Origin of the sequence: Rhizobium sp. K102 (assembly GCF_022385315.1) — a bacterium.
GTDB classification, from domain to species: domain Bacteria; phylum Pseudomonadota; class Alphaproteobacteria; order Rhizobiales; family Rhizobiaceae; genus Rhizobium; species Rhizobium croatiense.
In genome coordinates this window covers 3,649,487-3,664,317 of sequence record NZ_CP092436.1, presented here as the reverse complement: position 1 = coordinate 3,664,317, position 14,831 = coordinate 3,649,487, and the positions used below count along the sequence as shown (strand labels likewise).

General features: G+C 60.4%; 12 protein-coding genes and 1 pseudogene. 6 read left to right on the top strand and 7 right to left on the bottom strand.

The window, feature by feature from the left end; genetic code table 11:
- Positions 1–111 precede the first annotated feature (111 nt).
- The 3 genes and pseudogenes from MHI61_RS32670 to MHI61_RS24030 all read right to left on the bottom strand — a co-directional run bounded on the left by MHI61_RS32670 (position 112) and on the right by MHI61_RS24030 (position 5,962).
- Positions 112–3,562 (bottom strand): annotated as a pseudogene (locus MHI61_RS32670) (error-prone DNA polymerase).
- Positions 3,559–5,007, bottom strand: coding sequence for a DNA polymerase Y family protein (locus tag MHI61_RS24035; RefSeq protein ID WP_275593096.1), 1,449 nt, complete (start codon positions 5,005–5,007; stop codon positions 3,559–3,561). The pseudogene MHI61_RS32670 and the gene MHI61_RS24035 overlap by 4 nt, the downstream one beginning before the upstream one ends.
- 10 nt (positions 5,008–5,017) lie before the next feature.
- Positions 5,018–5,962 carry a hypothetical protein gene (locus MHI61_RS24030; protein WP_239790857.1) on the bottom strand — a complete coding sequence of 315 codons (945 nt, stop codon included), beginning with the start codon at positions 5,960–5,962 and terminating at the stop codon, positions 5,018–5,020.
- A 163-nt stretch (positions 5,963–6,125) separates the two neighbouring features.
- Here MHI61_RS24030 and MHI61_RS24025 point away from each other — a divergent pair, with 163 nt between their 5' ends.
- A complete protein-coding gene (locus tag MHI61_RS24025; RefSeq protein WP_008528622.1) occupies positions 6,126–6,563 on the top strand; it encodes a metallopeptidase family protein in 438 nt (145 codons plus the stop codon).
- Between the two features lie 23 nt (positions 6,564–6,586).
- Here MHI61_RS24025 and MHI61_RS24020 read toward each other — a convergent pair whose 3' ends face one another.
- Complete coding sequence (locus MHI61_RS24020; RefSeq protein WP_009996762.1) at positions 6,587–6,793, bottom strand: DUF1737 domain-containing protein; 207 nt, start codon at positions 6,791–6,793, stop codon at positions 6,587–6,589.
- On the bottom strand, positions 6,793–7,698 hold the full coding sequence (locus MHI61_RS24015) for a CoA ester lyase (protein ID WP_239790856.1): 906 nt from the start codon (positions 7,696–7,698) through the stop codon (positions 6,793–6,795). Before MHI61_RS24015 ends, MHI61_RS24020 begins: the two co-directional genes overlap by 1 nt.
- 112 nt (positions 7,699–7,810) lie before the next feature.
- On the opposite strand from MHI61_RS24015, the gene MHI61_RS24010 reads away from it, so the two are divergent.
- From MHI61_RS24010 to leuD, 3 genes are all read left to right on the top strand, one after another.
- Positions 7,811–8,044 carry a hypothetical protein gene (locus MHI61_RS24010; protein ID WP_010028885.1) on the top strand — a complete coding sequence of 78 codons (234 nt, stop codon included), beginning with the start codon at positions 7,811–7,813 and terminating at the stop codon, positions 8,042–8,044.
- A gap of 107 nt (positions 8,045–8,151) precedes the next feature.
- A complete protein-coding gene (locus tag MHI61_RS24005) occupies positions 8,152–8,574 on the top strand; it encodes a VOC family protein (RefSeq protein WP_239790855.1) in 423 nt (140 codons plus the stop codon).
- Positions 8,575–8,810: 236 nt separating this feature from the next.
- The gene (leuD, locus tag MHI61_RS24000; protein ID WP_239790854.1) at positions 8,811–9,419 is read left to right on the top strand and encodes a 3-isopropylmalate dehydratase small subunit; all 609 of its coding nucleotides are present in this window, start codon (positions 8,811–8,813) and stop codon (positions 9,417–9,419) included.
- Positions 9,420–9,577: 158 nt separating this feature from the next.
- Here the strand turns inward: leuD and MHI61_RS23995 are convergent, their stop codons facing one another.
- On the bottom strand, positions 9,578–10,510 hold the full coding sequence (locus MHI61_RS23995; RefSeq protein ID WP_239790853.1) for a pyridoxal-phosphate dependent enzyme: 933 nt from the start codon (positions 10,508–10,510) through the stop codon (positions 9,578–9,580).
- Positions 10,511–10,678: 168 nt separating this feature from the next.
- Here MHI61_RS23995 and leuB point away from each other — a divergent pair, with 168 nt between their 5' ends.
- Both leuB and lpxE read left to right on the top strand, forming a co-directional pair.
- The gene (gene leuB, locus MHI61_RS23990; RefSeq protein WP_239790852.1) at positions 10,679–11,791 is read left to right on the top strand and encodes a 3-isopropylmalate dehydrogenase; all 1,113 of its coding nucleotides are present in this window, start codon (positions 10,679–10,681) and stop codon (positions 11,789–11,791) included.
- A gap of 205 nt (positions 11,792–11,996) precedes the next feature.
- Positions 11,997–12,749, top strand: a complete 753-nt coding sequence (gene lpxE, locus MHI61_RS23985; protein ID WP_239790851.1) for a lipid A 1-phosphatase LpxE — start codon at positions 11,997–11,999, stop codon at positions 12,747–12,749.
- A gap of 42 nt (positions 12,750–12,791) precedes the next feature.
- Here the strand turns inward: lpxE and MHI61_RS23980 are convergent, their stop codons facing one another.
- Positions 12,792–14,678 carry an MFS transporter gene (locus tag MHI61_RS23980; protein WP_239790850.1) on the bottom strand — a complete coding sequence of 629 codons (1,887 nt, stop codon included), beginning with the start codon at positions 14,676–14,678 and terminating at the stop codon, positions 12,792–12,794.
- Positions 14,679–14,831 lie beyond the last annotated feature (153 nt).

Below are 14,831 nucleotides of genomic sequence, written 5' to 3'. Positions count from 1 at the left end.
CGATGGGCAGCGCTTGTTGCAGATTGTCTAAATTATGGGGGCGATTCCGGGCGGTAACCCCCCACATACAATGAAGGCATGTCCGGATGATTCCGACCGGCACGACGCAAGTCAATGAAAATTCCGCCCGCGAGGCATGACTTCGGCGGTTTCCGCCACGCCCGCATGACGGCCTGCGGCCAGCACCCGTTTTTCCAATTCCGCCCCCTTCCGCGCGTCGGCGATCTGCCGCTGGTCGCCTCCCGGTCTCAGCACCTCGTCCGACCGCTCGCAGGCGCCGAAACGGCGAGCCTCGCGTTGCAGGATGCCGAGCGCCGGTGTCATGTCCTCGATATGCTCGACGACCGTATGGATCACGCCGCTATGGCTTTGCAGCCTGCCGCGGATTTTTACGAGCCGAGCCCCCATGACGATCGCCCGGTATTCGTCGAATACCTTGTTCCAGACGATCGCATTGGCGACCCCGGTCTCGTCCTCCAGCGTCATGAAGATCACGCCCTTGGCCGAACCCGGCCGCTGGCGCACGAGCACCAGGCCGGCGATCGTCACCCTCTTTCCGTTCGGCACCGCCAGAAGATCGACATTGCGAGTGATGCCGATCTTCCGGAACTCCTCTCGCAGGAAGGAGACCGGATGCGCTTTCAGCGACAGGGAGAGATAACGATAATCCTCGATCACCTGCTCTCCCGGCAGCATATCCGGCAGCACCGCCGCGGGTTCTGGCTGAAGGTCGACATGACGGACCTGTTCGAAAAGGGGCAGTTCTTCGGCTGCACTCTTCACATCCAGTGCCCGCACAGCCCAAAGCGCTTCGCGCCGTGACAGATGAAGGGATCGGAACGCATCCGCATCCGCCAGCCGCTCGATGACCGATTTCTGCAGGCCGGACCGCAGCCAGAGATCGCGCACCGTACTGTATTCTTGACCGCGGTTGTCGACGAGCCGTTTCATATCGTCCGACGAGAGACCCTTGATCTGCCGGAAACCGAGCCGCACCGCATGCCGGGTCTTGATGATCCCGCCCATCTCGCCATGCCGGAAATCGACGGCCTTCCGGTCGAAGGCAGCCTCCTCAAGGGTACAATCCCAGTCCGATTCATTGATGTCGACCGGCAGGATCTTTACTCCATGCTCGCGTGCATCCCGCACCAGCTGGGCCGGCGCATAAAACCCCATCGGCTGGGAGTTCAGCATCGCCGCGCAGAAGACATCGGGATAATAGGCCTTGAGCCATGAAGAGGCATAAACCAGCAGCGCGAAGGAAGCGGCATGGCTTTCCGGAAAGCCGTACTCACCGAAGCCTTTGATCTGATTGAAACATTGTTTTGCGAACTCGGGATCGTAATCCTTTGAGACCATTCCCTCGATGAAGCGCTTCTCGAAATCGCCGATCGTACCGGTTCGCTTGAATGTCGCCATCGCCCTGCGAAGTTTGTCGGCCTCTGCCGGCCTGAAGCCTGCAGCGGTGATCGCGATCTGCATCGCCTGCTCCTGAAACAGGGGCACGCCGAGGGTTCTTTCGAGGACCGCTTCCAGCTCCTTGCTCGGATACTCGATCGGGATGTTCCTGGCGCGCTGCTCTCGGCGTTTCAGATCAGGGGTGGACCATATCGCCCTGGATCGGCCCCGGCCGGACGATCGCCACCTCGATGACGAGGTCGTAGAATATCTTCGGCTTCAGGCGCGGCAGCATGCTCATCTGCGCCCGGCTTTCAATCTGGAAGACGCCAAGCGTATCGGCCCGACCCATCATCTCATAGACCGGTTTGCCCTCGTCCCCATGCTCCCTGTTGCCGAGGTCTGCGAGCGTCTTCTTGACATCATAATGCAGTTCAAGCAGCGAAAAGGCCTTCCGCAGGCAGGTCAGCATGCCGAGCGCCAGCACATCCACTTTAAGGATCTTGACGTTGTCGAGATCGTCCTTGTCCCATTCGATCATGTAGCGATCCGGCATCGCCGTCTTCATGATCGGCACGACCTCGTCGAGCCGGTCCCGTGTGATGACGAAGCCGCCGACATGCTGGGTGAGGTGGCGCGGGAAACCGAGAAGCTCGGAGGCATATTGCAGCACATTCTGGGTCACCGGATCCTTGATGTCGAGACCGGCCGCCTTGGCATCCCTCTCGGAAAGATTGTCCTCCGACCAACCCCAGACGAGGCTGCTGATCGCCGACTGAACATCCTCCGACAGGCCGAAGGCCTTGGCGACCTCGCGGCCGGCCGAACGGGTGCGGTAAGTGGTAACCCCTGCTGTCAGCCCGGCATGTTCTCTCTTGTAGTTTTTGTAGATGAACTGGATGACCTCTTCACGCCGGTCATGTTCGAAATCGACGTCGATATCCGGCGGTTCGTCGCGATCCATCGAAATGAAACGGTCGAAGAGCAGCGTGCTCTTTTGAGGGTCAACTTCCGTTATTTCGAGACAATAGCAGATGACCGAATTTGCCGCCGATCCGCGCCCCTGGCACAAGACCTTGAGGTCATAACGGGCATGTTGGATGATCCTGTAAACCGTCAAAAAGTAGGAGGCGTAGTTCTTATCGCCGATGAGTTTCAGTTCATAATCGATCTGCTTTGCCACCTTGGGCGGCACACCCTCGGGATAGCGTTTGACTGCTCCCGCTCTCGTCAGCCTTTCGAGGCTCTCCTGCGGCGTTTCGCCGGGATCGTTTTCAGGCGGATAATTATGCTCCAGTTCCTTCAGTGAAAAGGTCAGCTTGTCGAAAAAGACCCGGGCATTCTCGATCGCACCAGGATAGTCCCGGAAGATCCGGGCCATTTCACGTGAATCCTTGAGGTAACGCTCGGCATTCGGCGCCAGCAGGAATCCGGCTTGCGATATCTGCACATGCTCCCGGATCGCGATCACGACATCCGAAAGCGGCCGGCGTTCAGGATGGTGGTAAAGTGGCTGGTTGGTGGCAATCAACGGCACGCGATTTCGGGCGGCAAGCATGGCAAGCACAGCAAAGACCTGCCTGTCGCGGCCGTCATAGGCCGGCGCCAACGCCATAAAAAAAGCCTTTCGGAACCGTCTGCGAAACCGCTCCAGATAATCTTCCAGCGTCGACTGGCCCTGCTGATGATCGACAAGGGTACGATCTGGAACGAGGGCAAGCATCATCTCGTCTCCCCATTCCATGAGCTCCGCTTCCGTCAGGATGCAGGTTCCCTTGACCGCTTCCTCCTTCAGATTGCCGGCGCTGAGAAGCCGGCAGAGATTTGCCCAACCGCGGCGGTTTCTGGGATAGGCGAGAATGTCGGGCGTATCATCGGAGAAGACGAGACGGGCACCCGGCTGAACCCGGACCGGATCGAGGATTTCCTCGCCTTCCTTCGCCTGAAAATCCGTCTCATGTCTGTTCTTGTACTTCTCCTCGATCTGCAACGCCTGCGCATGCGCCCTGACCACGCCGGCAACCGAATTCCTGTCCGCAATCCCGAGGCCGCCGAGCCGGAGATGGGCGGCCTGTACGACCATCTCCTCGGGGCCGGAGGCGCCTTCGAGAAACGAGAAATTCGTCCTCGCGCCAATCTCGAAGAATGCACGTTCGGCCTTCATGCGAATACCCCGTGCATGAACCAGCGAGGGTCGAGCTCCTGACCATAGAAACCTCGACGATAGATCCAGAAGCGATGTCCGGCCTCATCCTCGATACGGAAATAATCGCGCGCCTCCGCATCGCTTCCGTCGATCCACCACTCCATGGCAATCCGCTCCGGACCTTCGCTTTTTGCCACCTGATGCTGCATGCGTCGCCAGCGGAAGATCTGCGGCGGGCCATCCGGCACTTCGGCGAGTACGGTCTCGACAGGCTCCGGCGTTGCAAAAAGCCGCAACGGACGCTCTTCGCGGAAAGGAAGAGAACCGCTCGGTTCCGCCTTCCCCCGTCTTGAAAGCTTATCCATCGTCGGAACTGCGATGACGGCGCGTTCCGGCACATGGCTCTCACGGAGTTGGAAGCTTTGCAGGCAATCCGCACCCAGCCGGGCGGAGACACGGTCGACGAAAGCCGAAAGGGAGATTTCTCCCTGACGATCGCCCTCGAAATCAGCCTGCGCTTCGTTGAAGGGATCATGCTGCAACACATTCAGCCGCACGATCTCGAAACCATAGCCGGCATCGAGATCGTCATAGACCGCCTGCAGTCGTTCGGAAAAAAGCCCGGCGATAAATTTCGGTTCGCGAAGCGGTTGCGAAGCGCCGACGGAAATACGGAAGACCCTGCCGTCGACGCGGAATAGAACCAATTCGAACACCCGCCCGCCGGCGCCTCGTGCCTCCAGCGACGGCTGCAGCGACACGGCGACCTGCCTGGTGACGGCAAGGATCTGTTCCTCCGTTCCGATGGGCTCGATCAGGCGGCTTTCGGCCGAAAGGCTGGCGACGGGACGACGGGGCGAAACCGGTTCTTCTTCATGCCCCAGCGCCTGGTCGAGACGCAAAAGCAATTCCGGCCCGAACCGGCGGGTCAGCGGCGCCCGCGGCGCATTGATGACGTCACCGATATATTTCAGGCCGAGCTTCTTCAGCGCATCGACGGTTTGCCCTTGCAGCCGCAAGGCTGCGATCGGCAAAGACATCAGCACACGCTCCGTCTCCTCATCCTCGATCACGCCGCTTTGCCCGAAACGCGACACGGCCCAGGAAAGGCCCGGCGACGATGAGATCACGCCGCGCGCATCGATCCCCATATGAAAGAGCCGCGACAGAACATCCTTGAGAAGCGCCTTCTCACCGCCGAAAAGATGCGTGCAGCCGGTGATGTCGAGAAACAGACCGTCCTTGCCGTCGAACGCCACCAAAGGCGTATAGCGGTCGCACCAGTCGGCAATTGCCTCCAGCAGCCGGCGGTCGGCGGCCGGATCCTCTTCCACCACCTCGAGCGTCGGATGCATGGCGCGTGCCTCGGCAACGCCCTGATCCTTCTTCAGCCCCAGCCGCTCGGCCAATTCGTCCAGTGCCGTCAGCCGCATGGCATTGTTGAGCTTGGCCGAACAGACGATAGGCGGCGCCTCAGGACGCTCTTTCGAACGCCAGGAGGGCCCCCATCGCCTGCGGGCGATACGGTCGGTTGGTAGATGCGGGAAGCTGAGCGCCAGAATGCGCTGACTGTTCGCCTGGAGGACGAATGAGGTTTGGTTCGGTGACAGGGAAAAATTCGCGTTCATGGGGGCTCCACTCCAGGAGAAAGGAGAGCGGGGCCGGATTGCGGCTCTTCTCCAGCGTGAGACGGAAAATCGGATTGCCGATGCTGCCGGCAAGCTTCGATCCGTCGGGTAATGGCCGCAGAGCAGACGGTCCCGGTTCGACATGCAGGCGCAAGGCCGCACTGCTGGCCTCCTCCGCCCCTGCCTGCCGCACGACAAAGAGCGGACGGCGGGCAGCATGCGCCCTGAGACTGAGCCTGCGGCTTTCGGTCAGGCCGAAATGCACAGGATTGCCCCGCACTTCGAGGATGACGGCCGAGAAAGCAGCGCTTTCCACCGCCGCCTCCGCCAGCCAGAGCGCTTCGTCCAGCTTGCGCGGCGCGGCATGGAGAAATCGCTCAGGGCTCAACCCGAAATCCCGAAGCCCGGGAGCATAGGGACGGCCGGCCTCCAGCGTACCGACTGCATCGCCGATCCAGAGCAACGGCATAAGCCTGCCGCCATCTGATTCCTGTTTCTGCAGCCGCGCGGCAACAGCCATCGCCAGTCCGCTTGCCGCGCCGGCATCTCGAGACAGCGCGGAACGGAATTCGGTAATCGCATCGAGGGATAGGCCGCCCTCCAGCGCCCGATCGAGAAGCTCCACCCCGAACGGCAGGGATGGCAGAATGCGCTCCTGGCGCGTCTTGCGTCCTTCGGCCAAGGCTTCCCGCTCCGCGGCCGCAAATGCCGGCGCAGGCTTTCCTTCCAATCTGGCAATGGTTTCGCGGAGCGCAAAAAGCCGCTCGCGCGCCAGGGCGTTCTGCGCCATGGCGTTCACTCCGATCCGTCTTGTTCCTGTTATGTTCTTATAGATTCCAGAGAGCTAATGAAGAGTCAACAATCATTTTCTATGAATTTATTCCTGCCTTTGATTCCGCACTCGAAAATCGGCAATAAAGGTTCTATATGGGCCCGCAAAGGAAGGAATATTCATGGCCCGCATAGACCAGAGCGATGATTGGCGGGACCGCCATGCGCCGACGATCAGCACCTTCGAGTCGCTGGCCATGGAGGCCTACAGCCATCTTCCGGATGAATTCCGCCAGCTGACGACCAACCTCACGATCGAGATCGAGGATTTCCCCGATGACGACGTTTTCGAGGACATGGCGCTGGAAACCCCTTTCGATCTGCTCGGCCTTTTCGAGGGCAGGGGCATTTCCGAACGTTTCACGGTGGAAACCGGCGAAATGCCCAACCGCATCCGCCTCTACCGGCGCCCCATTCTCGATTACTGGGCGGAGAATGACGAGACGCTCGGCGATATCATCACCCACGTCCTGATCCACGAGATCGGCCACCATTTCGGGCTGAGCGACGATGATATGGAGCGGATCGAGGCCAGCGCCGAGGAAGCCGCGGAGCGTTAGGCGCTCTATCCTGGAATTAAGTCTTATTGCTCGGAGAGTTTCATCTCCGGATCGTAATCCTTGCCTTCGACGGTCTTGACGACGGCTTGGCCGCACTGCATCGCGCCGGTTGCGGCATTGAAGGCATAGGTCGGCGAACCCTCCAGCGACCAGCCCTTGTTCAGGGCGGCGGTGACCTTGTGGCAGAACGAGGCGTCGTCGGGACCGGTCAGGAAGCGGTAGAGTTTCATCAGGCGAGCTTTCTTGCAGATATCAGGCGAGCTTTATGAACCAGAGCCTCGGCCTGGACAAGATGCAGCCGTTCGATCATTCGCCCGTTCGCATTGATGACATTGAGGCCCCTGGCGTCAGGATTGGCAAAGGCCGATATGATTGCCTCGGCTTCCGCAATCTCCTCCGCACTCGGCCCGAAATGCCGGTTGGCGGGCTCGATCTGCGAGGGATGGATCAGCATCTTGCCGGCAAAACCCATGGCGCGACCCTGGCCGCATTCGGCGTCGAAGCCTTCGGCATCCTTGAAATCGTTGAAGACGCTGTCGATCGCATCGAGCCCATAGGCCCTGACCGCAAGGACGATCTGCATCAGCCACGGCACGAGATAGCTCCGTCCCGGCTGCGGCAAGACGCCCGTCTCCTTGCGCAGATCGTTGAGGCCGACAACGAGGCAATCGAGCCGTGAGCCCGGCGTGCGGCCGGCTTCGGCGATCGCTCCGACATTCAGCACGCCGCGCGGCGTCTCGATCATCGCCCAGATGCGCAGCGCCTCCGGCGCATCCGGATCGGCAAGCAGATCGCTGATATCAGTGACATCGCCAGGCTCGTCCACCTTCGGCAGGAGAACGGCGTCGGGCAAAAGTGCCTTGACCAGATCGAAGTCCGCTGCTCCGAATTCGGATGACAAAGAATTGATGCGGATGATCCTTTCCTTGCCCGCAAGCGGCGGGCCGGCAAAAAAGGCGCGCAGATTTTCCCGCGCCTGCTCCTTCTTCTCGGGCGCGACGGAATCCTCCAGGTCGAAAATAACCGCATCGCAATCAAGAGAATGGCTCTTTTCAAGCGCCCGGAGATTGATGGCGGGCACGCTCAGCACCGAGCGGCGCAGATGCAGGGAATGGAGAGGTATGGTTCGGCTCATCACTCATTAGTGCCAAGCTTCACAAAGCCCGGCAAGACAACAAAAAGCCATGCTTGCCTTGCAGAGAGAAAAAGAAGGACCACATTCCTTTCTGTAGAAAGGTATCAAACCCATGCAGAACATTCGCTCCATCTTCTTCATGCTTGCCGGCGCCACCGTTTTTGTCGCCATGCTGCTTCTCACCTTTTCGGTGACGCTTGCCGTCGGCGGCATCCTGACCGTGCTCATGGTCGGCCGCGCCCTTTCGATGAAGATGAAGCCCGCTCCGGTCCGCGCCAAGGCAAACAACGGCCAACGCGAGATGCGCATCTGGAACGACGGTCGCGGCACGATCATCGATCTCTAAGCCGCTTCGCTCAAAAAAATGACCGACATTGTCGGATCATGCGTCCATGATACGTCATTGAAGCAGCCAGGCATTCAGCCGGCGCTTGAACACGATGGAGGACGAGCATGGATACGACGACGGAAAGCAATCCCGTTAAAATGCCGCCGGTCAAGAATGGCCTGCTGCCCTATCTGACGGTCGACGGCGCGGTGAAAGCCGCGGAATTCTACAAGAAGGCCTTCGGCGCCGAAGAGGCGCATCGGGTGCCGGTCGATGAGAGCGGCCGCACCATGCACATTCATCTCTATATCAATGGCAGCTCGCTCATGCTGGCGGATGCCTATCCCGAATACGGCCATCCCTTCAAAGGCCATGAAGGCTTCGCCATCCAGCTGATCATCGACGATATCGATTTCTGGTGGAAGCGCGCGGTGGCCGCCGGCGCCGAAGTCGTCATGCCGATCGAACTGATGTTCTGGGGCGACCGCTACGGCCAGCTTCGCGATCCTTTCGGCGTGCTTTGGGGCCTGAACGCCCCAACCAAGTAAGAACGCACGCACTCTTCGGGCCGCGCGAAACGTCGCGCGGCCGCGATTTAGAGCATGTCGCGCAAAAGTGTGCGGCGGTTTTGCGATAACGACATGCGTCAAAACAAAGACCCAAAGCGCAAGGAGCGAATCTGAAAGATCGCGACGCGCTTTAGAAAGATTCTCCTTCATTTCGGCAGAAAACTGGACTAGATGCACATTCAGGAAAGTACATTTGCTGAAATGGAGCATGGGTCATGGATAAATTCGTGAAGCTCACGGGCGTTGCGGCGCCCCTGCCGGTCGTCAACATCGACACCGACATGATCATTCCGAAGGATTATCTGAAGACCATCAAGCGCACCGGCCTCGGCACCGGCCTTTTCGCCGAAGCCCGTTATAACGAAGACGGCTCGGAAAATCCCGATTTCGTGCTGAACAAGCCGGCCTATCGTGATGCCAAGATCCTCGTCGCCGGCGACAATTTCGGCTGCGGTTCCTCGCGCGAACACGCTCCCTGGGCGCTGCTCGATTTTGGCATCCGCTGCGTGATCTCCACCAGCTTCGCCGACATTTTCTACAATAACTGCTTCAAGAACGGCATCCTGCCGATCAAGGTCAGCCAGGAAAATCTCGATAAGCTGATGGACGACGCCTCGCGCGGCTCCAACGCCATCCTGACCATCGACCTGGAAAACCTGGAAATCACCGGTCCCGACGGCGGCTCGATCAAATTCGATCTCGACGAGTTCAAGCGCCACTGCCTGCTGAACGGCCTCGACGATATCGGCTTGACGCTGGAAAAGGGCAAAGCGATCGACGAGTTCGAAAAGAAGAACACCGCCTCGCATCCCTGGGCCGCTTAAGCTCCCCATTCAATGATGACGAACAAGCCGGGCTTTCGCTCGGCTTTTTCTTTGGTCCAAGCATGTCGCGCAAAAGTGTGCAGCGGTTTTGCGGCAACGACATGCTTCAACAAAAAACCTAAAGCGCAAGGCGAATCCGAAAGAACGCGGTTTAGAGATCAGAGAAATTTCTCTTTCCAGAGCCGCAGCTTTTTCAGCGACACACCGATGCCGCCGCAGACTTCGATCAGCGGATTGTCGAAGCGCGCAAGCAGCCCGGCATGCACGTCGGCAACAGCAAGGGCGGCACCGCAGGCCGGCTCGACCAGAATGCGCTGCGCATCGGCAAACTTCAGGCAGGCGGCAACGGCATCGGCGTCGCTGACGAGAACACTTTCGATCGGATGCCGTTTCGGCAGGTCGAAGACATGCTGGGCCACCTGCCGCGCGCCGAGCGATGTGGCGATCGAGGTGATGGCGGGCAGGGTTATGCGCTCATTTGCCTTGAGGCTCTCATGCAGCGAAGCCGCCCCTTCCGTCTCGACGGCAATCACAGGCACGTCGGGCAGCCCGTTTCGCTTCAGCCCCGCGACAATGCCGGCAAGCAGCCCGCCGCCGCCGACGCTGGTGACGACGCAGTCAAATTCCGCACCCTTCATCACCACCTCGTCGATCAGCGTCGCATGACCATCCCACAGAAGTGGATGATCGAAAGGATGCACATAGCTTGCCTTGCGGCTTCGGGCGAGTTCGACCGCGTGGGCATTGGCTTCGTCGAAAACGGCGCCGTGCACGAGGACATTGGCGCCGGTAGCGGCAATCGTCTGCCGCACATCGGCCGCCGTCGTCTCCGGCACGACGATCGTCACCGGCACACCGAGCGCCCGGCCGGCATAGGCCGCGGCAATGCCGGCATTGCCGCCGGAAGCGCAGAAGATCTCGCGCGCGCCATTTTCCACCTCGTGCTGGCAAAGCCGGCCGACGCCGCGCAGCTTGAAGCTGCCGGAGGGCTGCAGCGCATCGAGCTTCAGCCAGAGCGGCTTGCCACTGGCGCTGTAGTCGGGGGCGGTCCGAACCAGCGGCGTGTCGAGATGGAGAGGTGCGAAAGCCATGGGAGAATATCCTGCAAATAAAAAGGTGGCGACCGTTCTAATGCGTTTGCCGGTCCAGGAGCAACTATTGCGGCCGGCGGCGAAGCGTACCGATTCAGGCCTTCTCTCGCTTGAAATGCCCATTTCCGGGGTCTAAGAAGCCGCAGCTTGTTTTTCCAGGAGGGCTTCATGACAGCGCGCAATCTTTTCCTGCTGCCGGGTGACGGCATCGGTCCCGAGGCCATGGGCGAGGTCCGCAAGATCATCGCCTATATGAACGAGGCGATGAACGCCGGTTTTGTCACCGACGAAGGCCTTGTCGGCGGCTCTGCCTATGATGCCCATGGCGCGGCGATCTCGGAAGCCGACATGCAGAAGGCGCTGGCCGCCGATGCCGTTCTGTTCGGCGCCGTCGGCGGCCCGAAATGGGATAGCGTGCCGTACGAAGTGCGTCCGGAAGCCGGCCTGCTTCGCCTGCGCAAGGATCTGCAGCTCTTCGCGAACCTGCGTCCCGCCATTTGCTATCCGGCCCTCGCCTCGGCCTCCTCGCTGAAGCCGGAGCTCGTCGAAGGCCTCGATATCCTGATCATCCGCGAGCTGACCGGCGGCGTCTATTTCGGCGAGCCGAAGGAGATCATCGATCTCGGCAACGGCCAGAAGCGCGGCATCGACACGCAGGTCTATGATACCTACGAGATCGAACGCATCGCCGGCGTCGCCTTCGAAATGGCCCGCACGCGCCAGAACCGCGTCTGCTCCATGGAGAAGCGCAACGTCATGAAGTCGGGCGTGCTCTGGAACCAAGTGGTGACCGAGACGCACAAGGCGAAATATTCCGACGTCCAGCTCGAACATATGCTGGCCGATGCCGGCGGCATGCAGCTGGTGCGCCAGCCCAAGCAGTTCGATGTCATCGTCACCGACAATCTCTTCGGCGATATGCTCTCCGACGTCGCCGCCATGCTGACCGGCTCGCTCGGCATGCTGCCCTCGGCCTCGCTCGGCGCGCCGGACGGCAAGACCGGCAAGCGCAAGGCGCTCTACGAGCCGGTGCACGGCTCGGCCCCCGATATTGCCGGCAGGGGCATCGCCAATCCGATCGCCATGATCGCATCCTTCGCCATGTGCCTGCGTTACTCCTTCAATATGGTGAAGGAAGCCGACGACCTGGAAAAAGCGATTGCCAACGTGCTCGACAAGGGCATCCGCACCGGCGACATCATGGCCGATGGCGCAAGGCAGGTCGGCACCGTCGAGATGGGCGATGCGATCCTTGCCGAGTTCAAGGCGCTTTCGGCCTGATATATTTCACGTGAAACAGTATCAGCCCTTCGCATCCACGCGGAGGGCTGCTTTTTCTGGAGTCGGCGGCCGCAACGCTTGGTCGAATTCTCCGAGCCGGACTATCCTCGGCCACAATCTCGTGTATTTTTGCGCGGGATTTCACGAGCGCATGACCGAGAACTGAAATCGATTTTCGGCCATGCCAATTCGAACGGACGACGGCATGCGGGCATTTTGGACTTCCCTGGACAGGCGTTGGCGCCGAAGCGACGCTGCCATGCCGCCTTTGCGCTGGCAGGTCTGCCTCTTCATCACGATCAATGCCGTGATCCTTTCCATGCTGCTCTTCGATGCGCCGATAGGCGCCAGCGAACCTCCCGCTCCGGTGAAGCAGCTTGGCGAGCTCCTGACCGGTTTCGGCGATTCCGCCTGGCTGATCCTTACCAGTATCCTGCTCTTCTTCCAGGGCAGGGCGGGCTACAAGCTTCTGACGACGGCGCGCTCGAGGGCGCAGGCACTCTACGTCAGCTGGATCGGCGCCTATCTCTTCACCACGGTCGTTTTCTCTGGGCTTCTCGCCAATCTCCTGAAGCGGGCGATCGGAAGGGCTCGTCCCGATCACTTCCACGATTACGGCATGTTTTCTTTCACGCCCTTTTCGGGCCATTCCGCTTTCGAAAGCTTTCCCTCAGGCCATTCCACCACGGTCGGCGCTTTCTTCGCGGCCTTCGCGCTGCTGTTTCCGCGCTACCGCGTTGCCTTCATCGCCTGCGCCATCTGGCTCGGCATGACGCGTGTCATGGTCGGCGCCCATTATCCGAGCGATGTCATCGCCGGCCTTGCCTTCGGCGCCTGGTTCTCGCTGTTGATGGCGATCGTCTTTGCCCGCTGCGGGTTGCTCTTCAAACTGGCGCCGGATGGCTGGCCGCTCGCCAAGCGCCTTTTCCCTGACATGGAAAAGCCCGGCGCCTTGTGAGCGCCGGGCCGTTTCTCGAGCTTCTCAGACGCGCGCGCGCCATCAATCCATTGCGTGGATATCCCGGTTTTTCGTTTCCGGCAGGAAGATCAGGCCGATCACCAGGGTGATCGCCGCAAAGACGATCGGATACCAGAGACCGTAATAGATATCGCCCGCCGCAGCGCTCATCGCGAAGGCCGTCGCCGGCAGCAAGCCGCCGAACCAGCCATTGCCGATGTGATAGGGCAGCGACATGCCGGTATAGCGGATGCGGGTCGGGAAGAGCTCGACCAGAAGTGCCGCAATCGGGCCGTAGACCATCGTCACATAGAGGACGAGGACGAACAGGATGGCGACCGTGCCGATCCAGTTGACGCGAGCAGGATCGGCGGTCATGGCGAAGGTGCCGCCATTGGCGATGTTGTAGACCGCCATATCGGTGACGCCATTGGCCTCTTCCGCCGTCAGCAGCTTGCCTTCGACCAGCTTGGCCGCCGGCATGGTTTCCTTCTCGCCGGCGCGGACAGCTTCGGCATTGAGCGCCAGTTCCGCATTGGCGGCGATGAAGGCATCGAGCTTGGCATCCGGCACCTTAGCGACGCCGCGTTTCAGCGGATAGCCGGCATCGTGAAGCGCTATGTTGATGCTCTTTTCGAAGGCGGCGGTCATGCCCTTCGCCTTGTCGCCGGCAGCAGCGGCATCGAAGCTCGGCACCGTCGCGTTACCCACCTTCACCGTCGCCGGTTGTCCGGCAGGGCCGGCCACGACGTCATAAGGCACCGAGTTCTTCGTCAGGAACGCCGTCGCCACGTCGCAGGAGCTGGTGAATTTCGCCGTGCCCGTCGGGTTGAACTGGAACTTGCAGTCCGCGGGATCGGCCGTGACCGTCGCGCGGATCGAAGCCTGCGCTTCGGCAAGCCCCGGGTTTGCCGTCCAGGTCATCGCCTTGAACAGCGGATTATAGGTCACCGCGGCGATGAGAAGACCAGCCATGATGATCGGCTTGCGGCCGATCTTGTCGGACAGGCCGCCGAAGATGACGAAGAAGGGCGTTCCAAGCAGAAGTGAGATGGCGACCATGATGTTGGCCGATTGCAGATCCACTTTCAGCACGTTCTGCAGGAAGAACAGTGCATAGAACTGGCCGCCGTACCAGACGACCGCCTGGCCCATCGTCGCGCCGAGAAGCGCGATGATCGCGATCTTGGCGTTACGCCATTGGCCGAAAGCTTCGGTCAGCGGCGCCTTGGAGCCTTTGCCCTCCGCCTTCATGCGCTGGAATGCGGGCGACTCGTTCATCTTCAGCCGAATCCAGACGGAAATACCGAGCAGGACGACCGAGACCAGGAACGGAATACGCCAGCCCCAGGCGGCGAATTGAACCGGACCCATCAGCGACTGAACCAGGATGATAACGATCAGCGACAGGAACAGCCCGAGCGTTGCCGTCGTCTGGATCCAGGAAGTGAAATAGCCGCGGCGCCCGTTCGGCGCATGTTCGGCGACATAGGTTGCCGCACCGCCATATTCACCGCCGAGTGCCAGGCCCTGCAGCAGGCGTAAGCCGATCAGGATGATCGGGGCTGCAATGCCGATGCTAGCGGCACCCGGCAGAATGCCGACGAGGAAGGTCGACATGCCCATGATCAGGATCGTCACCAGGAAGGTGTATTTGCGGCCGACAAGATCGCCGAGACGGCCGAATACCAGCGCGCCGAAGGGACGCACCAGAAAGCCGGCGGCAAAGGCGAGCAGCGTAAAGATGTTACGCGTCGCCTCGGGATATTGGGTGAAGTAGGTTGCGCCGATATAGGTGGCGAGCGAACCATAAAGATAGAAATCATACCATTCGAAAACGGTGCCGAGCGAAGAGGCGAAGATGACCTTCTTCTCCTCGCCGGTCATCGGACCGGCCTTCGCGCCGTCGATGCTTGCGACATTTGCCATTGTCTGTCCTCCACAGAGTGTGAGCAACGCGCGCGGCCTACTCTCCTCGAGCATACCCCTGGCCGCGACACGCCTGACGGGAGTGTGCCAGAAACGGCAGATCAAAAAGAGGGATGCTTTGGGATTATGACTTTAGTCTAACAGCAGGGCGCT

What these genes read in the sequence shown, in the direction of transcription:
- lpxE (WP_239790851.1), top strand. Translation starts at nt 11,997, where the DNA reads ATGCGGGCATTTTGGACTTCCCTGGACAGGCGTTGGCGCCGAAGCGAC.
- MHI61_RS24030 (WP_239790857.1), bottom strand. Translation starts at nt 5,962, where the DNA reads ATGGCGCAGAACGCCCTGGCGCGCGAGCGGCTTTTTGCGCTCCGCGAA.
- MHI61_RS23995 (WP_239790853.1), bottom strand. Translation starts at nt 10,510, where the DNA reads ATGGCTTTCGCACCTCTCCATCTCGACACGCCGCTGGTTCGGACCGCC.
- MHI61_RS24015 (WP_239790856.1), bottom strand. Translation starts at nt 7,698, where the DNA reads ATGAGCCGAACCATACCTCTCCATTCCCTGCATCTGCGCCGCTCGGTG.
- MHI61_RS24005 (WP_239790855.1), top strand. Translation starts at nt 8,152, where the DNA reads ATGGATACGACGACGGAAAGCAATCCCGTTAAAATGCCGCCGGTCAAG.
- MHI61_RS24010 (WP_010028885.1), top strand. Translation starts at nt 7,811, where the DNA reads ATGCAGAACATTCGCTCCATCTTCTTCATGCTTGCCGGCGCCACCGTT.
- leuD (WP_239790854.1), top strand. Translation starts at nt 8,811, where the DNA reads ATGGATAAATTCGTGAAGCTCACGGGCGTTGCGGCGCCCCTGCCGGTC.
- MHI61_RS23980 (WP_239790850.1), bottom strand. Translation starts at nt 14,678, where the DNA reads ATGGCAAATGTCGCAAGCATCGACGGCGCGAAGGCCGGTCCGATGACC.
- MHI61_RS24020 (WP_009996762.1), bottom strand. Translation starts at nt 6,793, where the DNA reads ATGAAACTCTACCGCTTCCTGACCGGTCCCGACGACGCCTCGTTCTGC.
- leuB (WP_239790852.1), top strand. Translation starts at nt 10,679, where the DNA reads ATGACAGCGCGCAATCTTTTCCTGCTGCCGGGTGACGGCATCGGTCCC.
- MHI61_RS24025 (WP_008528622.1), top strand. Translation starts at nt 6,126, where the DNA reads ATGGCCCGCATAGACCAGAGCGATGATTGGCGGGACCGCCATGCGCCG.